Source organism: Rathayibacter sp. AY1H2, assembly GCF_002931985.1.
Taxonomy (GTDB): Bacteria; Actinomycetota; Actinomycetes; order Actinomycetales; family Microbacteriaceae; genus Rathayibacter.
The window spans coordinates 1-13,808 of record NZ_PSUV01000008.1 but is presented as its reverse complement, the minus strand read 5'-3'; the positions used below and the strand labels follow the sequence as shown (position 1 = coordinate 13,808).

Below are 13,808 nucleotides of genomic sequence, written 5' to 3'. Positions count from 1 at the left end.
GGCGCCTCGGGGCGCCTGCGACCTCGGGAGGCGAGGAATCGGGGCTGAGAGCACGCACATTCTTTGGTTAGGCTGTCCTTAGTGCCGGTCCACTCGGACCCTGCGCCGCCTCCCGCACAGCCTCTCGAAAGGGACCCATGCCCCGCGCCACCACGCCCCTCGCCCTGCTCGCCGCCACCGCGCTGACGATCGGCCTCGCCGGCTGCAGCGGCTCGGCCGCCGGAGACGACGCCGCCGCCGACAGCGGCTTCACGCCGATCACGATCGAGCACGCTCTCGGCACCACCACCATCGAGTCGGCCCCCGAGCGCGTGGCGACCGTCAACTGGGCCAACCACGAGGTCCCGCTCGCGCTGGGTGTCGTCCCCGTGGGCATGGCCGCCGCCAACTTCGGCGACGACGACGGCGACGGGCTCCTCCCCTGGGTGAGCGAGAAGCTCGACGAGCTCGGCGCCGAGACCCCCGTCCTCTTCGACGAGACCGACGGCATCGACTTCGAGGCAGTCTCGGACACCGACCCGGACGTCATCCTCGCCGCCTACTCCGGCCTCACGCAGGAGGACTACGACACCCTGAGCGAGATCGCCCCCGTCGTCGCCTACCCCGAGACCGCCTGGGGCACCTCCTGGCGCGACATGATCACGCTGAACAGCGAGGCGATGGGCAGGGCCGACGAGGGCGCCGCCCTGATCACCGAGCTCGAGGGCGAGATCGAGGAGAAGGTCGCCGCGCACCCGCAGCTGGCCGGCACCTCGGCGATGTTCCTCACCCACGTCGACCCGACGGACCTCAGCCAGGTCAGCTTCTACACCTCGCACGACACCCGCCCCGCGTTCTTCGAGGACCTCGGCATGGCGACCCCGGGCAGCATCGCCACCGCCTCCGCCGCGACCGACAAGTTCTCGCTCACGCAGAGCGCCGAGCAGGCCGACGCCTTCAGCGACGTCGACGTGATCGTCACCTACGGCGACGACGAGCTCGTGAGCACCCTCAAGGCCGACCCGCTGCTCTCGCAGATCCCCGCGGTCGCCGACGACGCCATCGTGCGCCTGCCCTCCACCCCGCTCGGCACCGCCGCCAACCCGACGCCGCTCTCGATCTCGTGGGTCCTCGACGACTACCTGGACCTGCTCGACGAGGCCGCCGCCAAGGCCGCGCAGAGCACTCCGGCCGCCTGAGCCGGGATCCGACCCGCGTGACCCTCGCCGCTCCTCCCGCCGCCTCGGGCGTCGCCGCCGTGCGCCGCCCGAGGCGGCTGCGCGCCCTCTGGCTGGTCGCGGCCGTGGCCGTGCTGCTCGCCGCCGCCGTGGTCTCGGTGCTGGTGGGGTCGCGGGAGGTGGCGTGGAGCGACGTCGTCGCCGCGTTCGGCGGGTCCACGGACGGATTCGCGCAGGCCGCGGTCGCCAAGCGCATCCCGCGCACCGTGCTCGCCGCGATCGCGGGCGCGGCCCTCGGCGTCGCCGGCGTGCTGATGCAGGGGGTGACCCGCAATCCGCTGGCCGACCCCGGCATCCTCGGGGTGAACACCGGAGCCTCGCTCGCGGTCGTGACGGGCATCGTCTTCTTCGGGCTGACGAGCTCCGCCGCCTACGTCTGGGTCGCGATCGGCGGGGCCGCGGTCGCCGCGGTCTTCGTCTACACGGTCGGTTCGCTCGGGCGCGGCGGCGCGACTCCGCTCAAGCTCGCCCTGGCCGGCGCCGCCACCTCGGCCGCGCTCGTCTCGGTGATCAGCGCGATCGTCCTGCCGCGCGCCGACATCGCGGGCGGCATCCGCTCCTGGCAGATCGGCGGAATGGGCGGCGCGACGGCCGCGAGCATCGCGCAGGTGCTCCCCTTCCTCCTGGCCGGCCTCGTCCTCTGCGTTCTCTCGGCCAAGAGCCTCAACACCCTCGCGCTCGGCGACGAGCTCGCCGCGGGCCTGGGGGAGCGGGTCGCCCTCGCGCGCGGCGGGGCCGCCCTGGGCGCGGTCGTGCTCTGCGGAGCGACGACCGCGGTCACGGGGCCCATCGGCTTCGTCGGCCTGGTCGTCCCGCACGCCTGCCGCCTCCTCGTCGGCGTGGACCACCGCTGGCTGCTGCCGTTCTCGGCGGTGACCGGCGCCGTGCTCCTGATCGCGGCGGACATCGTCGGCCGCGTCGTCGCGCGCCCGAGCGAGATCGACGTGGGCATCGTCACCGCGCTGGTCGGCGCCCCGGTGTTCATCGCGATCGTCCGCCGCCAGAAGGTGCGCGAGCTGTGACCGCGCTGCTCGAGGCGCCCTCCGCCACCGCCCGCGCCGTCGCGGCCGGCCGCCGCCGCCGCGGGGCCCGCCGCCGGATCGTCGTCGCCGTCCTCGCTGTCCTGATCGCGGCCGTCCTCGCCGTCTCCCTGCTGGTCGGCCAGACCGTCTACTCGCCCGACGAGGTGCTCCGCGTGATCCTCGGCGAGCAGGTCCCCGGGGCGAGCTTCACCGTCGGGCGCCTCCGCCTCCCGCGCGCCGTGCTCGCCCTGCTGGTGGGCCTGTGCTTCGGGCTCGGCGGAGTGAGCTTCCAGACCATGCTCCGCAACCCGCTCGCCAGCCCCGACATCATCGGGATCAGCGCCGGGGCGAGCGCCGCCGCGGCCTTCGCGATCGTGACGCTCTCGCTCGGGGCCGCGCAGGTCTCGGCCCTCGCGATCGTCGCGGGACTCGTGGTCGCCCTGCTCGTCTACGCCCTGTCCTACCGCAGCGGAGTCGCCGGCACCCGGCTGATCCTGATCGGCATCGGGGTCGCCGCGATGCTCGACTCCCTCACCGCCTACGTGCTCTCGCAGGCCGCCGCGTGGGACCTGCAGGAGGCGTCCCGCTGGCTCACCGGGAGCCTCAACGGCGCGAGCTGGAGCGAGGTCGTGCCGGTCCTCGCCGCGGTCGTCGTCCTCACCCCCGTCCTGCTCTCGCGCTCGCGCGACCTCTCCGCCACGCAGCTCGGCGACGACACCGCCTCCGCGCTCGGCATCCGCGTGAACGCCACCCGCCTCGTCGTGATCGTCGCCGCGGTCGGGCTGATCGCCTTCGCGACGGCCGCCGCCGGCCCGATCGCGTTCGTGGCCTTCCTCTCCGGCCCGATCGCCGCCCGCCTGATCGGGCCCGGCGCGTCGCTCCTCATCCCCTCGGCCCTCGTCGGCGCGCTGCTCGTGCTCGTCGCCGACTTCGTCGGGCAGTTCGGGCTGGGCCTGCGCTACCCGGTCGGAGTGGTCACCGGCGTCCTCGGGGCGCCCTACCTCGTCTACCTCATCGTCCGCAGCAACAGAGCGGGAGGCTCACTGTGACCACCGCGCACACCCTGACGGCCGAGGGGGTCACCCTCGGCTACGGCGACCGGACCGTCGTCGACGGCCTCGACCTCGTCGTCCCGCCCGGCCGCATCACCGCGATCGTCGGAGCGAACGCCTGCGGCAAGTCGACGCTCCTGCGCTCGATGTCGCGCCTGCTCGCGCCCCGCTCCGGCGCCGTGCTGCTCGACGGCAGGGCCGTGCACCGGACGCCGGCGAAGCAGCTCGCCCGCACGCTCGGCCTCCTCCCGCAGTCGCCGATCGCCCCGGAGGGCATCACCGTCGCGGATCTCGTCGGCCGCGGCCGCCATCCGCACCAGGGGATGCTGAGCCGCTGGAGCGCGCACGACGACGAGGCCGTCGCGACCGCGCTCGACGCGACCGACACCGCCGCCCTGGCCGACCGCTCCGTCGACGAGCTCAGCGGCGGGCAGCGCCAGCGCGTCTGGATCGCGATGGCACTCGCGCAGGAGACCGACGTGCTGCTGCTGGACGAGCCGACCACCTTCCTCGACGTCAGCCACCAGATCGAGGTGCTCGACCTGCTCGTCGACCTCAACCGCACCCGCGGGACGACGGTGGTGATGGTCCTGCACGACCTCAACATGGCCGCCCGCTACGCCGACCACCTCGTGGCGATCGCGCACGGCGCGGTGCACGCCTCCGGCAGCCCGGCCGCGGTGCTCACCGAGGAGACGGTGCTCGCCGTGTTCGGCCTCGACAGCCGCATCATCACCGACCCGACCTCGGGCACTCCGCTCATGCTCCCCCTCGGGCGGCACCGCCTCGCCCCCGAGCGGATCGACGCCCCCGGCGGCGCGCAGATGACGGACGTGTAAACGGTTCCACACGGCGGCCGGGGGGCGTATACGATACCTGCAGTCCGCGGCGGACGACCGTCATCGGCGGAACCGCCGAACGCCTGCCCCCGATCAGAGGTCCTCCCCGCCGTGACTGCATCCCCGACGCGCCCCGACGCCTCCGCCCTCCGCGGCGTCCGCGCGCTCCTGTTCGACCTCGACGGCGTGCTCACGCCGACCGCCGACGTCCATATGCAGGCCTGGTCGCGGCTGTTCACGGAGTACCTCTCCTCGCGCGGGATCGCCGAGGGCTACACCGACGCCGACTACTTCCGGTACATCGACGGACGCCCGCGGTACGACGGCGTCCGGGCGCTCCTCGCCTCGCGCGGCATCACCCTCCCCGAGGGCGCGCCCGAGGACGACCCGTCGCTCGAGACCGTCTGCGGGCTCGGCAACCGCAAGAACGACGCCTTCAACCGCACCCTCGCCGAGACCGGCGTCGCTCCCTACCCGGGCTCGCTCCGCTTCGTCGACGCCGCGATCGCCGCGGGCGTGCAGGTCGCCGTCGTCACCTCCTCCCGCAACGGCGTGCCGGTGCTCGAGGCGGCCGGCCTCCGCGACCGCTTCGAGGTCGTCGTGGACGGGCTCCTCGCCGCCGAGCGCTCGATCGCCGGCAAGCCCGCGCCCGACACCTACCTCTACGCGGCCGAGCTCCTCGGCCTCCCGGCCGCCGAGTGCGCCGTCCTCGAGGACGCGCACTCCGGAGTCGCGGCAGGCCGCGCGGGCGGATTCGGCCTCGTCGTCGGCGTCGACCGCGGAGTCGGGGCCGACACCCTGCTCGAGCACGGCGCCGACCTGGTCGTGGACGACCTGGCCGAGCTGCTCCCCTTCCTCCCCACCGCTCCCGCCCCCGAGGACGCCGCATGAACCCCATCACCTCCGACCCGCTCGACCGGAACCGCTTCCCGATCGACGAGTGGGCCCTCGTCGAGACCGAGTTCGCCTCCGAGCTGCAGGGCCGCACCGAGACGCTCTTCGCCACCGGCAACGGCTACCTCGGCCTCCGCGGCAACGTGGAGGAGGGGCGCGACGGCTACGCCTACGGCACCTTCATCAACGGGTTCCACGAGACCTGGCCCATCCGCCACGCGGAGGAGGCGTTCGGCTTCGCCCGCGTCGGCCAGACCATCGTCAACGTGCCGGACGCCAAGATCATCCGCCTCTACGTCGACGACGAGCCCTTCGTGCTGAGCGAGGCCGACGTCCTCGCCTACTCGCGCCGCCTCGACTTCGCGAACGGCGTGCTCACCCGCGAGCTGGAGTGGCGCACCCCCTCCGGCAAGCGCGTCCTGATCCGCTCGCGCCGCCTGGTCTCCTTCACCGACCGGCACCTCGCGATCCTCGACTACGAGGTCGAGATGCTCGACCACGACGCGTCCGTGCTGATCTCGAGCCAGATCCTCAACCGCCAGGACGGCGTCGACGAGTACCACGCCCCCTCCGGCAGCGAGGGGGCCGGCTTCGACCCGCGCAAGGCGGAGTCGTTCGAGGACCGCGTGCTCCAGCCGCGCCTCAAGCGCGTCAGCGGCACCCGCTACCTCCTCGGCTACCGGACCACCAACTCCCAGATGACCGTCGCCTGCGGCGCCGAGCACCAGCTCGAGACCGAGAACGAGTGGGACCAGACCTCCCAGATCGACGACGACCTCGCCAAGCACGTCTACCGCGTGAAGGCCAAGGCCGGCCGGCCGGTCCGCCTGGTCAAGACGCTGACCTACCACACCTCCCGCGGCGTGCCCGTGCGCGAGCTCGCCGACCGCTGCGACCGCACGCTCGACCGCGCCCGCGAGACGCCGGTCGAGGAGCAGTTCGTCAAGCAGCGCGAGTGGCTGGACGACTTCTGGACCCGCTCCGACGTGCAGCTGGACGGCCAGCCCGCCATCCAGCAGGCCACCCGCTGGAACCTCTTCCAGCTCGCCCAGTCCACCGCCCGCACCGACGGCGGCGGAGTCGCGGCCAAGGGCGTCTCGGGCTCCGGCTACGGCGGCCACTACTTCTGGGACACCGAGGTCTACGTCCTCCCGTTCCTCAGCTACACGGCGCCCCTCGTCGCCCGGAACGCCCTGCGCTTCCGGCAGAACATGCTCGAGGCGGCCCGCTCGCGCGCCTCCGAGCTCAATCAGCGCGGCGCGCTGTTCCCCTGGCGCACCATCAACGGGCAGGAGTCGTCGGCGTACTACGCCGCCGGCACCGCTCAGTACCACATCGACGCCGACATCTCCTACGCGCTCATGCAGTACGTGGGTGCCACGGGCGACGACGACTTCCTCGCCCGCGGAGCGATCGACATCCTCGTCGAGACCGCGCGGATGTGGGCCGATCTGGGCTTCTGGCGCAGCAACGGCGACGACCACTTCCACATCCACGGAGTGACGGGGCCGGACGAGTACACGACCGTCGTCAACGACAACCTGTACACGAACGTCATGGCCCGGGCGAACCTCCGCTCGGCCGCACGCGCCGTCGAGCTGCTGAAAGCCGTCGAGCCCGCCGCGTACGAGCGGATGGCCGACCGCCTCGCTCTCGACGAGGGCGAGGTGCTCGAGTGGGCGCGCGCCGCCGAGAAGATGCACATCCCCTTCGACGCGCGGGCGGGCATCCACCCGCAGGACGCGGCCTTCCTCGAGAAGGAGCTGTGGGACCTCGAGAACACCCCCGCGAGCAAGCGCCCGCTGCTGCTGCACTTCCACCCGCTGGTGATCTACCGCTTCCAGGTGCTCAAGCAGGCCGACGTCGTGCTCGCGCTGCTGCTGCAGGGCAACGAGTTCACCGCCGAGCAGAAGCGCGCCGACTTCGAGTACTACGACGCGCTGACCACCGGTGACTCGACCCTCTCGGCCGTCGTGCAGTCGATCATCGCCGCCGAGGTCGGCTACAGCGACCTGGCCCGCCACTACTTCCTGTCGGCGCTGTTCGTCGACCTCGCCGACCTGCACCGCAACACCGCGGACGGCATCCACGTCGCCTCGACGGGCGGCGTCTGGAGCGCCCTCGTCTACGGCTTCGGCGGGATGCGCGACCACGGTGGGCGGATCACGCTCGACCCGCGCCTGCCCGACGACTGGGACCGCCTCGCCTTCCGCATCACCCTCCACGGCACGCGCGTGCGCGTCGAGGTGACGCAGACCGAGGTCCTGCTGACGGTCGAGACCGGCGACTCCGCCGCGATCACCGTCCGCGACGAGCGCGTGCACGTCGCCGCCGGCAGCCCCGTGCGCGTCCCGCTCACGCACCAGGGCCGCCGCCTGCACGGCGCGCCGACCACGTCCGACATCGAGGGCACCCGCCGCTCCGACGGCACCGTGATCACCGCCTCGATCCCCACCATCTCGATGACCCCCGAGCCCGAGGTCCTGACCGGGCCCTGAGCGGCTCCGCGAACATCGCCCATCACGCACGAGACCCCCGGCCGGAACCGGGGGTCTCGTGCGTCGCGGGCGGGCGGAGCCGCCCGGACCGGATGCGTCAGGCGGAGGCGAGCAGCGACTTCAGCGCCGACGTGAAGAACGTCAGCCCGTCCACACCCGAGCGCATCGCGGCGGCCGTGTCGGGCCCGAAGCCCTCCTCGACGGCGTGCTCCGGGTGCGGCATGAGCCCCACCACATTGCCGCGGCGGTTGCTGATGCCGGCGATGTCGTTCATGGAGCCGTTCGGGTTGTGGCCGAGGTAGCGGACGACGACGCGTCCCTCCGCCTCGAGCTCGAGCAGCGTGTCGGCCGAGGCGATGTAGCCGCCCTCGCCGTTCTTCAGCGGGATCGTGATCTCCTGGCCGGGCTCGAAGCCGTTCGTCCAGGCGGTCTCGGTGCTCGCGACCATCAGGCGCTGGTCGCGGCAGACGAAGGATCCGATGTCGTTCGCGATCAGGCCGCCGGGCAGCAGGTGCGCCTCGGTGAGCATCTGGAAGCCGTTGCAGATGCCGAGGACCGGGGTCCCGGCGTTCGCCGCGTCGACGACCTCGCGCATGATCGGGGAATGGGAGGCGATGGCGCCGCAGCGCAGGTAGTCGCCGTAGGAGAAGCCGCCGGGCAGGACGATCGCGTCGACGCCGTCGAGGTCGTGGTCGCCGTGCCACAGCGCGACCGGCTCCGCACCCGCGAACCGGACGGCGCGCTGGGCGTCGCGGTCGTCGAGCGAGCCGGGGAAGGTGATGACGCCGATCCTCATCGGGCGGCCTCCGCCGGGTAGTGGATCCCGACGACGTCCTCGATCACCGAGTTCGAGAGCATCTCGTCGGCGATGCGCTGCACCGAGGCGCGCACCTCGTCGGTCACCTCGTCGACGGTGATCTCGAAGCGCTTGCCCACCCGCACGCCGTGGAGGGCGTAGTGGCCCAGCCGCGCGAGCGCGCCGGCGACGGCCTTCCCCTGCGGGTCGAGCAGCTCGGCCTTGGGCATGACTTCAACGACGATCGTGGGCACCGTGTTCTCCGGAGTCTCGGGGGAGTGCGGTCTTCCGCGCGACCATCGTACCCGCGGGGGTCCCCGCGGTCGGCGGCGCTCAGAAGGTCGTGACGCGGATCGCGTTCGCCCAGGGGTCCTCGAAGGCGAGGGTGCGGCCGTCGTCGCGGGTGGCGACTCCAGAGCGGGCCAGCCGCTCGCCGAGCGCGCCGAGGTCGTCGGCGCCGGGCACCACGATCTCGACCTGTCCGAGGCCGAGGGCCTGCTGCCGGCGTCCGGCGCCCGCCGAGTTCCAGGTGTTCATCGCCATGTGGTGGTGGTAGCCGCCCGCCGAGACGAAGAGCGCCTGCCCGCCGTACGCGATCGTCGTCTCGAAGCCGAGCCGGTCGACGTAGAACTCCTTCGCGGTGGCGACGTCGCCCACGCTCAGGTGCACGTGGCCGACGGAGGCGCCGCCGAGGCGCGGCTGCGCGATCGACTCCTCGGTGAGGTGCTCCTGCAGGAACGCGTTCGGGTCGAGGAAGAGCGTGCTCATCTCGATCCGCCCGTGCGTCCACGACCACTGCGTGCGGTCGCGGTCCCAGTAGAGCTCGACGCCGTTGTGCTCGGGGTCGTCGAAGTAGAAGGCCTTGCTGACCAGGTGGTCGGAGCTGCCGGTGAAGGAGCCGGGGTGCCGGGTCGCGACGCTGTACACGGCCGCGGCGAGCGCCGCCTCCGATTCGAAGAGGATCGCCGTGTGGAAGAGGCCGGCGCTGCGCGGCGAGGCGTGCACCAGCTCGGGCGCGTGCTGGAGGATCACGGCCGGCACTCCGCCGCGGCCGAGCACCGCGACCGGTCCGTCGTGCGAGAGCAGCTCGAGCGTCACGGCGTCGCGGTAGTAGGCGATCATCCCGTCGAGGTCGGCGACGCGGAGGGTCACCGCGCCCATCGCGGTGTCGGGAGCGAGCAGGTCGGGGGAGGAGGTGGTCACGGCGGAGACGCTACCCGCTTTTGGTTGAAGCTACAACCATTCAGAGGGGCGAGCGCTCATAGGAACCGCATAAGCATCGTCCAGGCGGCGCGGGGAGGCCGGGCGTGGAATGGGAACCGGTCGCCGTCAGGGGCGGCCCCGGCACGAGGACGACACCATGAACGAGCGACACGAATCCGACGAGCGAGAGCTCACCGACCAGCCCGCCATCACCGAGGCGACGGGCGCCGACGAGGTGCGCGCGCTGCGCGCGGACGACCGTCGTCGTCGTCGTCGGGCGCTGATCGCCGGCGGCCTCGGCCTCGCCGTGCTGATCGGAGTGACAGCAGGCGGAGTCGCCACCGCCGGCCGCACCGAGGCGGCCTCCTCCGCCTCGGCCGGCGCCGCCACGATCGTCTACCCCGGCGGCTCGCGGGGATCCTTCGGCGGCGGGTACGTGATCGTCCCCTCCTGGGGCGGATCGACGCAGGGCGGATCGACGCAGGGCGGCTCCTCCGCGTACGGGTCGATGCAGGGCGGCTCCTCCGCCTCCGAGCCGGCCACCGGCGCGACCGACGCCGTGGCCGCGAGCACCGCGCAGACCGCCGGCGTGGTCACGATCACCTCCGAGCTCACCTACCAGGGCGCCCGCTCGGCCGGCACCGGCATGATCCTCACCTCCGACGGCATGATCCTCACCAACAACCACGTCGTCGAGGGCGCCACCGCGATCTCGGTCACGGTGGAGTCGACGGGCCGCAGCTACACCGCCCGCGTCGTCGGCACCGACGCGACGAACGACGTCGCCGTCCTGCAGCTGGAGGACGCCTCCGGCCTCACTCCCGCCTCGCTCGACACGGACGGGGTCGCTGTGGGCGACACCGTGACCGCCGTCGGCAACGCGGGAGGGACGGGCGACCTGGTCGCCGCCACCGGCACGGTCACGGGTCTCGATCAGCAGATCACCACCCGCTCCGAGTCGGGGATCTCCGCCGAGACGCTGACCGGGCTGATCCAGACCGACGCCGACATCGTCTCCGGCGACTCCGGCGGCCCGCTCGTCGACTCCGCCGGCCGCGTCGTGGGGATGGACACCGCCGCCTCCAGCGGGACGGCCGACATCACCGGCTTCGCGATCCCGATCTCGAAGGCCCTGGACATCGTCGCCACCATCGAGGCGGGCGCCGACACGGCCACCGTCGAGATCGGCTACCCGGCCTTCCTCGGCGTCTCCCTCTCCTCCGGCACCGCGTCGCCGACCTCGCGCGCGCTCGCGACCACCGCGTCCGGCGCCGTGATCGGCGGAGTCGTCGAGGGCGGGCCGGCCGCGCAGGCGGGCCTCGAGGCGGGGGACGTCGTCACCGCGGTCGACGGGGTCGCCGTCGCCTCGGCCGACCAGCTGTCCGCCTCGCTCGCGCAGCGCGAGCCCGGGGAGTCGGTGACGATCTCGTGGACCGACACCGCGGGCGCCGCCCGCTCCGCCCAGGTCGTGCTGGTCGAGGGTCCGGTCGCCTGATCGGAGCCTCCGCGGGGCCGCCGGAGCGTTCCCGGCCGTTCACCCGGACGAGCGCGCCACGCCGCCCGTTGTTTTGATCCGCTCAAGACAACTCGGGTAGTGTCCTCGGCATGACGACAGTGGACGAGCGGCTCCGAGCCTCCGGGCTCAAGGTCACCGCCACCCGGCGCGCGGTGCTCCTCGCTCTCGAGGAGCACCCGCACTCCGGGGTCGACGCGGTCCTGGCCCGAGTGCGCGAGGGCCTCCCCGAGGCCTCGGCCCAGGCCGTCTACGGAGTGCTCTCGGCGTTCACCGACGCCGGGATCGTCCGCCGCATCGAGCCGGAGGGCCACCCCCGCCGGTTCGAGCTGCGGGTCGGCGACAACCACCACCACGTGGTGTGCCGGCGCTGCGGGGCCGTGGCCGACGTCGACTGCGTCGTCGGGGAGGCGCCGTGCCTGCATCCGCAGACCGCGAGCGGCTTCGCCGTGGACACCGCCGACGTCACGTTCTGGGGCACCTGCCCCGACTGCCTGGCCCTGGCCCACTGACCGACATCCGCTACACCGCAGCGGCGGGCTACGTGCCCCTCGCCGACAGGAGGAACATGACCGAGGAACGATTCACCACCACGAACTCCGGAGCACCGGTCGCGAGTGACGACCACTCGCTGAGCGTCGGAGCCGACGGACCCCTCGCGCTCCACGACCACTACCTCGTCGAGAAGCTGGCCCAGTTCAACCGCGAGCGCATCCCGGAGCGGGTCGTCCACGCCAAGGGCGGCGGAGCCTTCGGACGCTTCACCACCACCGCCGACGTCAGCGCCTACACGCGTGCCGCGCTCTTCCAGCCCGGAGTCGAGACCGAGATGCTCGCGCGGTTCTCCACGGTCGCCGGCGAGCAGGGCTCGCCCGACACCTGGCGCGACCCCCGCGGCTTCGCGCTGAAGTTCTACACGAGCGAGGGCAACTACGACCTCGTCGGCAACAACACCCCCGTCTTCTTCATCCGCGACGGCATCAAGTTCCCCGACTTCATCCGCTCGCAGAAGCGGCTGCCTGGCAGCCACCTGCGCGACCACGACATGCAGTGGGACTTCTGGACCCTCTCGCCCGAGTCGGCCCACCAGGTCACATGGCTCATGGGCGACCGCGGCCTCCCCTCCTCGTGGCGGCACATGGACGGCTTCGGCTCGCACACCTACCAGTGGATCAACGCCGCCGGCGAGCGCTTCTGGGTCAAGTACCACTTCAAGACCGATCAGGGCGTCGAGATCCTGAGCCAGGAGCAGGCCGACCAGATCGCCGGTGAGGACGCGGACTTCCACATCCGCGACCTGTCCTCCGCCATCGACCGCGGCGACTTCCCCTCGTGGACGCTGTCCGTGCAGGTCATGCCGTACGAGGACGCGAAGAGCTACCGGTTCAACCCGTTCGACCTCACCAAGGTCTGGCCCCACTCGGACTACCCGCTGATCCAGGTCGGCACCATGACGCTCGACAGGAACCCCGAGAACTACTTCGCGCAGATCGAGCAGGCGGCGTTCGCCCCCTCGAACTTCGTGCCCGGGATCGCGGCCAGCCCCGACAAGATGCTCCTCGCGCGCATCTTCAGCTACGCCGACGCGCACCGCTACCGCGTGGGGACCAACCACGCGCAGCTGCCGGTGAACGCGCCGAAGTCGCCCGTGCACTCGTACTCGAAGGACGGCCCCATGCGGTTCGACTTCCAGAAGACCGAGGTGCCCGTCTACGCGCCGAACACGATGGGCGGCGCCCACGCCGATCCCGCCCGGGCGGCGGAGTCGGCCGGCTGGGAGACCGACGGCGAGCTGACGCGCGCCGCGGCGACCCTCCACCCGGAGGACGACGACTTCGGTCAGGCGGGGACGCTCTACCGCGAGGTCCTCGACGACGACGCGCGCGCCCGCCTGGTCGCGAACATCGCCGGCCACGTGTCGAAGGTCACCCGTCCGGAGCTGCGGCAGCGCGTGCTCCAGTACTGGGCGAACGTCGACTCGTCGCTCTCGCAGCGCGTCGCCGAGGCGCTCGAGCCCTCGGCTCCCGATGCGGACGTCTCCCCCGAGGCGGTCGGCATCGGGGCGTAGTCCCGGCATCCCCTCGAGGAGCGCGCGGTACCGGAGCGATCCGGGTCGCGCGCTCCTCGTCGTTATCGGGGAGGGTCCTTCCACTCGGTGGAGTCGGATCCCGCGCGCGCGGGTGCCCGCCTCGGTCCGATGCAGCCGGCTCGGACCCCGGATCCGCCCGCGGAACCGGGCGCCGACGGGGAGGACCCCTGATCCCGACACGCCCGGGATGTGCGATTTCGGCCCGTCGTTTGACAGCACCGCGATCGCTGCGTAACTTATTCCGAGTCGCCACAAAGGCCGCAGGGAAACGGAAAGAGCAGCAGCTCCTACGTCCCGGCCTCAATCGGGACCATCCACTCGGCAAGACAGCTTTTCGGAGCAGGTCTGCCGCACGGATGTAAAGCCTTCGCAGGATTCCTCGGATCCAGCAACTTCGCCGCCCGGCGCAGGACTCAGGTCCTGAACCGAGCAACGTCGGAGCGCCTATGAGCGTGACGGCATCGCGAAGAAGCCGGATTTGACACGGCCTGCGGATGTGCTAAGTTATACAAGTTGCCACGGCGACAGGGAGAAAGAAACTTCTCCTAGTCTACCGAGAAGACGCGTATAACGCAAGCAACATTATCTTCGATCACTTTCGTTGTGAAGCACCGTTCTGGTGTGGAGGCGGGATGTGTCCGATTCTTGAGAACTCAACAGCGTGCACTATGTTCAATGCCAATTT

General features: G+C 72.0%; 12 protein-coding genes. 9 read left to right on the top strand and 3 right to left on the bottom strand.

Annotated features, from left to right (window positions below; all coding sequences use genetic code 11):
- The first annotated feature begins 137 nt into the window (after nt 1-137).
- The 6 genes from C5C29_RS07600 to C5C29_RS07575 all read left to right on the top strand — a co-directional run bounded on the left by C5C29_RS07600 (nt 138) and on the right by C5C29_RS07575 (nt 7,522).
- On the top strand, nt 138-1,178 hold the full coding sequence (locus C5C29_RS07600; RefSeq protein WP_104222743.1) for an iron-siderophore ABC transporter substrate-binding protein: 1,041 nt from the start codon (nt 138-140) through the stop codon (nt 1,176-1,178).
- Nucleotides 1,179-1,195: 17 nt separating this feature from the next.
- Nucleotides 1,196-2,239: an iron ABC transporter permease gene (locus C5C29_RS07595; RefSeq protein WP_104308187.1), complete on the top strand. Its 1,044-nt coding sequence runs from the start codon at nt 1,196-1,198 to the stop codon at nt 2,237-2,239.
- The gene (locus C5C29_RS07590) at nt 2,236-3,288 is read left to right on the top strand and encodes an iron ABC transporter permease (RefSeq protein WP_258060555.1); all 1,053 of its coding nucleotides are present in this window, start codon (nt 2,236-2,238) and stop codon (nt 3,286-3,288) included. Before C5C29_RS07595 ends, C5C29_RS07590 begins: the two co-directional genes overlap by 4 nt.
- A complete protein-coding gene (locus tag C5C29_RS07585) occupies nt 3,285-4,130 on the top strand; it encodes an ABC transporter ATP-binding protein (RefSeq protein ID WP_104267818.1) in 846 nt (281 codons plus the stop codon). The genes C5C29_RS07590 and C5C29_RS07585 overlap by 4 nt, the downstream gene beginning before the upstream one ends.
- A gap of 111 nt (nt 4,131-4,241) precedes the next feature.
- The gene (locus C5C29_RS07580; protein WP_104222739.1) at nt 4,242-5,021 is read left to right on the top strand and encodes an HAD family phosphatase; all 780 of its coding nucleotides are present in this window, start codon (nt 4,242-4,244) and stop codon (nt 5,019-5,021) included.
- Nucleotides 5,018-7,522 (top strand): glycoside hydrolase family 65 protein, encoded by a 2,505-nt coding sequence (locus C5C29_RS07575; RefSeq protein ID WP_104255974.1) that lies wholly within the window; start codon nt 5,018-5,020, stop codon nt 7,520-7,522. The genes C5C29_RS07580 and C5C29_RS07575 overlap by 4 nt, the downstream gene beginning before the upstream one ends.
- 97 nt (nt 7,523-7,619) lie before the next feature.
- Here the strand turns inward: C5C29_RS07575 and purQ are convergent, their stop codons facing one another.
- The 3 genes from purQ to C5C29_RS07560 all read right to left on the bottom strand — a co-directional run bounded on the left by purQ (nt 7,620) and on the right by C5C29_RS07560 (nt 9,479).
- Nucleotides 7,620-8,318, bottom strand: a complete 699-nt coding sequence (gene purQ, locus C5C29_RS07570; RefSeq protein ID WP_104222737.1) for a phosphoribosylformylglycinamidine synthase subunit PurQ — start codon at nt 8,316-8,318, stop codon at nt 7,620-7,622.
- Nucleotides 8,315-8,572: a phosphoribosylformylglycinamidine synthase subunit PurS gene (gene purS, locus C5C29_RS07565; protein ID WP_104308186.1), complete on the bottom strand. Its 258-nt coding sequence runs from the start codon at nt 8,570-8,572 to the stop codon at nt 8,315-8,317. Before purS ends, purQ begins: the two co-directional genes overlap by 4 nt.
- A gap of 79 nt (nt 8,573-8,651) precedes the next feature.
- Nucleotides 8,652-9,479 (bottom strand): VOC family protein, encoded by an 828-nt coding sequence (locus C5C29_RS07560; RefSeq protein WP_104247499.1) that lies wholly within the window; start codon nt 9,477-9,479, stop codon nt 8,652-8,654.
- A 199-nt stretch (nt 9,480-9,678) separates the two neighbouring features.
- Here C5C29_RS07560 and C5C29_RS07555 point away from each other — a divergent pair, with 199 nt between their 5' ends.
- From C5C29_RS07555 to C5C29_RS07545, 3 genes are all read left to right on the top strand, one after another.
- The gene (locus tag C5C29_RS07555; protein ID WP_258069474.1) at nt 9,679-11,016 is read left to right on the top strand and encodes a S1C family serine protease; all 1,338 of its coding nucleotides are present in this window, start codon (nt 9,679-9,681) and stop codon (nt 11,014-11,016) included.
- Nucleotides 11,017-11,126: 110 nt separating this feature from the next.
- A complete protein-coding gene (locus C5C29_RS07550; protein WP_104222735.1) occupies nt 11,127-11,546 on the top strand; it encodes a Fur family transcriptional regulator in 420 nt (139 codons plus the stop codon).
- A 56-nt stretch (nt 11,547-11,602) separates the two neighbouring features.
- Nucleotides 11,603-13,102 carry a catalase gene (locus C5C29_RS07545; protein ID WP_104308185.1) on the top strand — a complete coding sequence of 500 codons (1,500 nt, stop codon included), beginning with the start codon at nt 11,603-11,605 and terminating at the stop codon, nt 13,100-13,102.
- The last annotated feature ends 706 nt before the right edge of the window (nt 13,103-13,808 follow it).